At 30.6% G+C, this 5,803-nt stretch carries 7 protein-coding genes and 1 pseudogene; all 8 read left to right on the top strand.

Annotation, left to right across the window (positions count from 1 at the left end):
* A partial coding sequence (locus tag QZZ11_RS06685; protein ID WP_292474672.1) for a polyprenyl synthetase family protein occupies positions 1–753 on the top strand: 753 nt, incomplete at its 5' end.
* 221 nt (positions 754–974) lie between these two features.
* Positions 975–1,484: a ferritin gene (locus tag QZZ11_RS06690; RefSeq protein WP_292474673.1), complete on the top strand. Its 510-nt coding sequence runs from the start codon at positions 975–977 to the stop codon at positions 1,482–1,484.
* 292 nt (positions 1,485–1,776) lie between these two features.
* On the top strand, positions 1,777–2,526 hold the full coding sequence (locus tag QZZ11_RS06695) for a carboxymuconolactone decarboxylase family protein (RefSeq protein WP_292474675.1): 750 nt from the start codon (positions 1,777–1,779) through the stop codon (positions 2,524–2,526).
* A gap of 19 nt (positions 2,527–2,545) precedes the next feature.
* A complete protein-coding gene (locus QZZ11_RS06700; protein WP_292474676.1) occupies positions 2,546–3,049 on the top strand; it encodes a flavodoxin in 504 nt (167 codons plus the stop codon).
* A 12-nt stretch (positions 3,050–3,061) separates the two neighbouring features.
* On the top strand, positions 3,062–3,460 hold the full coding sequence (locus tag QZZ11_RS06705) for a cupin domain-containing protein (protein ID WP_292474678.1): 399 nt from the start codon (positions 3,062–3,064) through the stop codon (positions 3,458–3,460).
* Between the two features lie 238 nt (positions 3,461–3,698).
* Positions 3,699–4,424 (top strand): alpha/beta fold hydrolase, encoded by a 726-nt coding sequence (locus QZZ11_RS06710; RefSeq protein ID WP_292474680.1) that lies wholly within the window; start codon positions 3,699–3,701, stop codon positions 4,422–4,424.
* A gap of 81 nt (positions 4,425–4,505) precedes the next feature.
* Positions 4,506–5,327 carry a GNAT family N-acetyltransferase gene (locus tag QZZ11_RS06715; protein ID WP_292474682.1) on the top strand — a complete coding sequence of 274 codons (822 nt, stop codon included), beginning with the start codon at positions 4,506–4,508 and terminating at the stop codon, positions 5,325–5,327.
* A 75-nt stretch (positions 5,328–5,402) separates the two neighbouring features.
* A pseudogene (locus QZZ11_RS06720) lies at positions 5,403–5,803 on the top strand (protein-ADP-ribose hydrolase); the annotation flags it as partial.

Consider the following 5,803-nt stretch of genomic DNA (forward strand, 5'->3'; position numbering starts at 1 on the left):
AGTCTCATACATGATGATATAATGGATAATGACGATACAAGACGTGGAATGAAAGCAGTACACAAACTCTGGGGAGAACCGTTAGCAATACTTGCCGGTGACACCTTATTTGCAAAAGCATATGAAACAATAATTAAAACTGCAGATGACAACATTGCATATGAAAGAGCAATAGATGCATTACGTGTACTCGTTGATTCATGTATTAAAATCTGTGAAGGTCAGGCATTAGACATGTCATTCGAAGACACTTTCGAAGTAACACAGGATGAATACATGAACATGATCTATAAAAAAACAGGAGCACTCATTACTGGTGCAACAGCAGCCGGAGCAATAATTGGTGGAGCTTCATCAATGCAAATCAAAGCATTACAGGAATACGGTCGTAATGTAGGATTGGCTTTCCAGATACAGGATGATTACATTGATTTAACAGGTGACGAATCAATAGGAAAACCTGTTGGCAGTGACCTTGTAGAAGGTAAAAAAACAATCATGGTATTATACGCACTTGAAAAAGCTAATCAGGAAGATCATGATAGATTAATAGAATTGTTAGAAGCAAATGATGAAAATATCATTCCTGAAGCAATGGCATTACTCGAAAAATATGGTGCAATTCAGTATGCAAGAGCAGTAGCATATGATTGTGTAATTAAGGCAAAAGAATCATTAGGATTTATTCCAGATTCAGAAGCAAAAGATGCATTAATGAAACTTGCAGACTTTGTATTTACAAGAAAAGCATAGATAATTTTTTACTTAACCTCCCAACAATACTTTTTTTTACATTAGATTTGACGTTCTTTGTTGAAAATTATTTAAATTTTGAATTTTATGAAATTATCATTATAAAAAACAATAACTTATCATTATAAAAAACAATAACTTATCCTTATAAAAAACAATAATTTGAAAAGTATATAAATTTTAATTTATCATAATAATATTATAAAATAGGAGAAGATATAATGTTAGATAAAAAAATGGAACAAGCATTAAATGATCAATTAAACGCAGAAATGCAGTCAGGATATTTATATTTATCCATGGCAACTTATTTTGAAGATAATGATTTACCAGGTTTTGGTAATTCTCTCAGAGTACATGCAGAAGAAGAATTAGAACACGCAATGAAATTCTATGACTACATCTTAAGAAAAGGTGGAAGTGTAGTATTACAAGCAATCGATGAACCAAAAAGAGACTGGAAAGATGTTGTAGAAGTATATGAAGAAATTCAGGAACACGAAGAATTAGTAACATCATTAATCCATGATCTTGTAGATTTAAGCATAGAACTTAAAGACCACGCAACCAACCAATTCTTACTCTGGTTTGTAGAAGAACAAGTTGAAGAAGAAGAATTGGCTGCTGAAGACTTAAGAAAAGTTAAAATGTCTGTAAATTCACCAGAACTTTTATTCTTACTTGATAAAGAATATGGTGAATTTACCGGTGAAGAAGAAGAGGAAGAATAAACTATTTTTTCTCTTCTTTTAATTTCTTAAACATCCTGTTGGAATTATTTTTTTATGTCATTTTTAGTAAAATAAAAAATTTACCTCCATTTCAATTGCTAAAAATGATGGTTGAATATATTAACATTAGCATTGCTTTTTATTTTTTTTCTTTGATTGATTTATTTTTTAGTTTTGTTTGACTGTTATTTAATAATAATACTCCAATTCTTTCCATAGGAAAGTATTTATATTCTTATGTATATATAATCTAATAACAAATAAAGTGCATATATTTATTGGAGAGATAAAATTGCAATTAACCGATAAAGCTAAAGAAAATCGTGAAAAAATTTTACCATATTATAACTCTGAATTATCCAAAACAGATCCTGAATTTATAGAAATATTTAACAATTTTTTATTTGATGAAGTACAGTCAAACACATTACTTCCCGAAAGAAGTCAGATGCTCATCACATTAGCAACTTTAATAGCAAACCAATCATTAAAACAGTATGAAATTGCAGTTGAAGCAGCAATCAATATTGGATTAAAAGCTGTAGAAATCAAGGAAGTCTTATATCAATCAGCACCATATGTTGGATTTGCAAAAATGTATGATTTCCTGGATGTGACAAATCAAATATTTGATGAAAAGGGAATAGATGTTCCAATTCCAGGACAATCAACAACAACACATAAAGACAGGATAGAAAGAGGATATGAAATTCAGTTAAACTATTTTGGGAAAATCATAGAAGAAATGAATGAAAACACACCAAAAGACCAGAAACATTTCAATGAATTTCTTAAAGGATACTGTTTTGGAGACTTTTATACTAGAACAGGGTTAGATGATCAGGACCGAGAATTAATAACCTTCAGTATAATAGCATCTATTGGTGGATGTGAAAATCAGTTAAGAGGACATACTGCAGGAAATCTAGCAGTAGGGAACGACAAACAAACGTTAATCGATGCAGTAACAGTACTTTTACCATTTATCGGTTTTCCAAGATCACTTAATGCATTAGCAATAATAAATGAAATATGTCAATAAAAAAATGGAGATGATTATAATGACAAAAAGTTTAGTAATATATTATTCAAGAGCAGGACAGAACTACGTAAACGGAGACATTGTTGATTTACCAGTAGGTAACACAGAAATAGTAGTGGATTATATCAAAGAATTAACCGGAGCAGACACATTCAAGGTTGAAACAGTTGAAGATTACCCTGTAGACTACATGGAAACAACAGAAGTAGCACAGGAAGAACAGGACAATGATGCCAGACCTGAACTTAAGGAAGAATTAACTGACATTTCAGAATATGATGTGATATACATTGCTTCACCTAACTGGTGGGGAACATTACCAATGGCAATGTTTACACAACTGGAGAAACTTGATTTTACCGGAAAAACTGTTAAGACAGTAATTACTCATGAAGGTTCAGGTCTCGGAACCAGTATGAAAGATGTTAAAAAGTTATGTTCAGGTGCTAAAATTGAAAAAGGATTAGCAATACATGGTGCAGAAGTAAAAGAAAGTAAATCAAACGTAGAAAGATGGATTTAGGATGTTTTATTGATGGTTAAAGAAGTATTATTCGGTGTTGGTGAAGAAAATCCCTACGGTGAATTCTTCACTGGAAAAAGTTATCTTAATATGCTTACAACAGATTCAGTGGTAGTTGCAAACGTAACATTTGAGCCTGGTTGTAGAAACAATTGGCATATACATCATGCAGAAAAAGGTGGGGGTCAAATACTACTAGCAACTGATGGTGAAGGATGGTATCAGGAAGAAGGTAAACCTGCACAAAAACTCACTCCGGGTAGTGTGGTGGAAATACCTGCCGGAGTAAAACATTGGCATGGTGCAGCAAAAGACAGTCAATTCACTCACATTGCTATAGAAGTGCCTGCAGTAAACGGTTCAAACGAATGGTTAGAACCAGTAAGTGATGAAGAATATAATAAATTATAAATTTCATTAATCTTTTTTTTTAAAAAATTTTTACTATTTTATTCTATTTTTTTATGAAATGTTTTCTAAAGTGCTTTCTATAAGATGCATGGTCATAAATTTTTTTTATTGTTGCTTTCTATAAGATGCATTCATATACATTAATATCAACATTGTATTTTATAGGATACATAGTTCGTTAGACCTGATTATAATTAGATATCAAAATCTTTCATAGATAAATATAGGAGCAGTTAATATGATAGAAGAATTATCATACACATTAAATAATGAGAAAATATATGGGAAAATATATAAGACAGAAAAAGAGGGTAAACAACCAATTTTAATTTTATCTCATGGATTATCATTAGATCATACTCTTATGATACCTTATGCTGAAAAACTATACAAAAAGGGAATTAACACATACATATATGATTTCAGAGGTGGAGGATATAACTGTAAAAGTGATGGTAAAATAAGTGACATGACCATTGACACAGAAAAAGATGATTTAAATTTTATTATAGACTCTTTAAAAAAAGAAGATTTTGTTGATGAAGAACAGATTTATGTTGGTGGACATAGTCAGGGAGGACTTGTAAGTAGTCTTGTAGCACCTACAAGGAATGATATTAAAGCATTATTCCTATTTGCTCCGGCATATGAAATTCCTGATGATATGAAAGAAAAGGATAATCCTAGCCAAATGAATGTTCTGAATCTTATGCCGGAATATTTGGGTGAAAAATACATTAACTGTGCCAAAAATATTGACGTATTTGAAGAAATAAAAGGATTCAAGGGTGATGTTTATATTTTCCACGGAGTTGAAGATAAGAGGGTACCAGTTGAATACTCCGTGATGGCTGATAATGTGTATGAAAACTCAACAGTATACCTATATGAAGAGGGAGAACACAGATTTTCAGATGAAATTAAGGATGATGTGGTTAACATTATTGTTGAAAACATCGATTGATTATTTTATCATTAAGATTTTAAACTTTAAAGTAGATATTATAATATAATAGTCAAAAAAATTATTTAGGGGAATAAATTAATGGTGAATCCAAATAAAAGAGTTAAAAGACCAAACGGTTTGGGAAATGTATATAACTATAAGACAGATGAAGAGGGAAATGTATTTACATTACCAATTAAGACAATAATTAAGGAAAATTACATTTATCTATACAGAGCAATCAATGATGAAAATTATTTTATAGTAGAAAACGATACCTGTTTCTTCTTTAAGGAAATATTATATGATGATGAAGTTGTTGGTTTTGCAACCTACAAAACAACACAAATCAATAAAGATGCATTAGTAATGCAATATTTCTATGTATTACCTGAATACAGAAATAAAGGATTATTGGAAGAAGAAATTGATGAATCTGCAGCATTATTTGAATCAAGTATCATCCTCGAATATCCTACCAGGGACATGGTGGAAGCTTTAACAAAACATAAACTTGCAAGAATATTTGATGATAGATTTGTTGTTTCACGTATTCCATTTTCAGTACCAATGTTTTCATTAGAAGATGTTCAAAAGGGCATTGTACGGGAAGAATATGATACTACGGGAACTAAAGGTTATTATAAAATGTCACACCTTTATGATTTGGAGTTGTGTACCGTAGTTGGTCTTGCATCAGAAGATGTGGATAGTATGTATGATGAAGAAAATGTTGATGAGGAAAACATTAACAATTATAATATCATTAGTCTTCCTCTAAGGGATGATGTGGAGAAATATGATTGTATTAACAAACGTGCTGAAAGTCAGGAACTAAACGATGGAACATACTTTAAAAATGTTAAAAAGTTCTTGGACGAAAATGATGATGTTATCCAAAATTGGTTAACAATATACTAAACGTCTTTTAAGTAACTATTCAGTTACTTTATTCTTATATTCTATTTTTTAAATATTTTATTAAAGATGATTTTCATGGAAAATGTTGATTATTTAATTCAGTATCTCTTAGAAGAGAACCCCGAAGTTAAAATAAATAAAACACCAATAAACATTAATGAAAAATTTAATTTATATCGAAGTTTATGTAATGTCAGACAGGCAAAACCGATAAGTGACGAATTTATTCAAAAAGAGGAAGAATTCCTGGAAGAAATTATCAAAAACAAAAATATTACTTCCATTGATGATATTGATATTCTGGATAAAGTATATCCAAATAATAATCAGAACAATGGTGATAAACTTTGTTTATGGAGGGGTGATATAACCAGTCTGAAAAGCGGTGCAATAGTTAATGCGGCTAATTCACAGGGATTGGGATGTTTTATTCCTGGACATAACTGTATAGACAATCAAATAAACACTTATGCAGG

The organism is Methanosphaera sp., assembly GCF_016282985.1.
Classification (GTDB): Archaea; Methanobacteriota; Methanobacteria; order Methanobacteriales; family Methanobacteriaceae; genus Methanosphaera.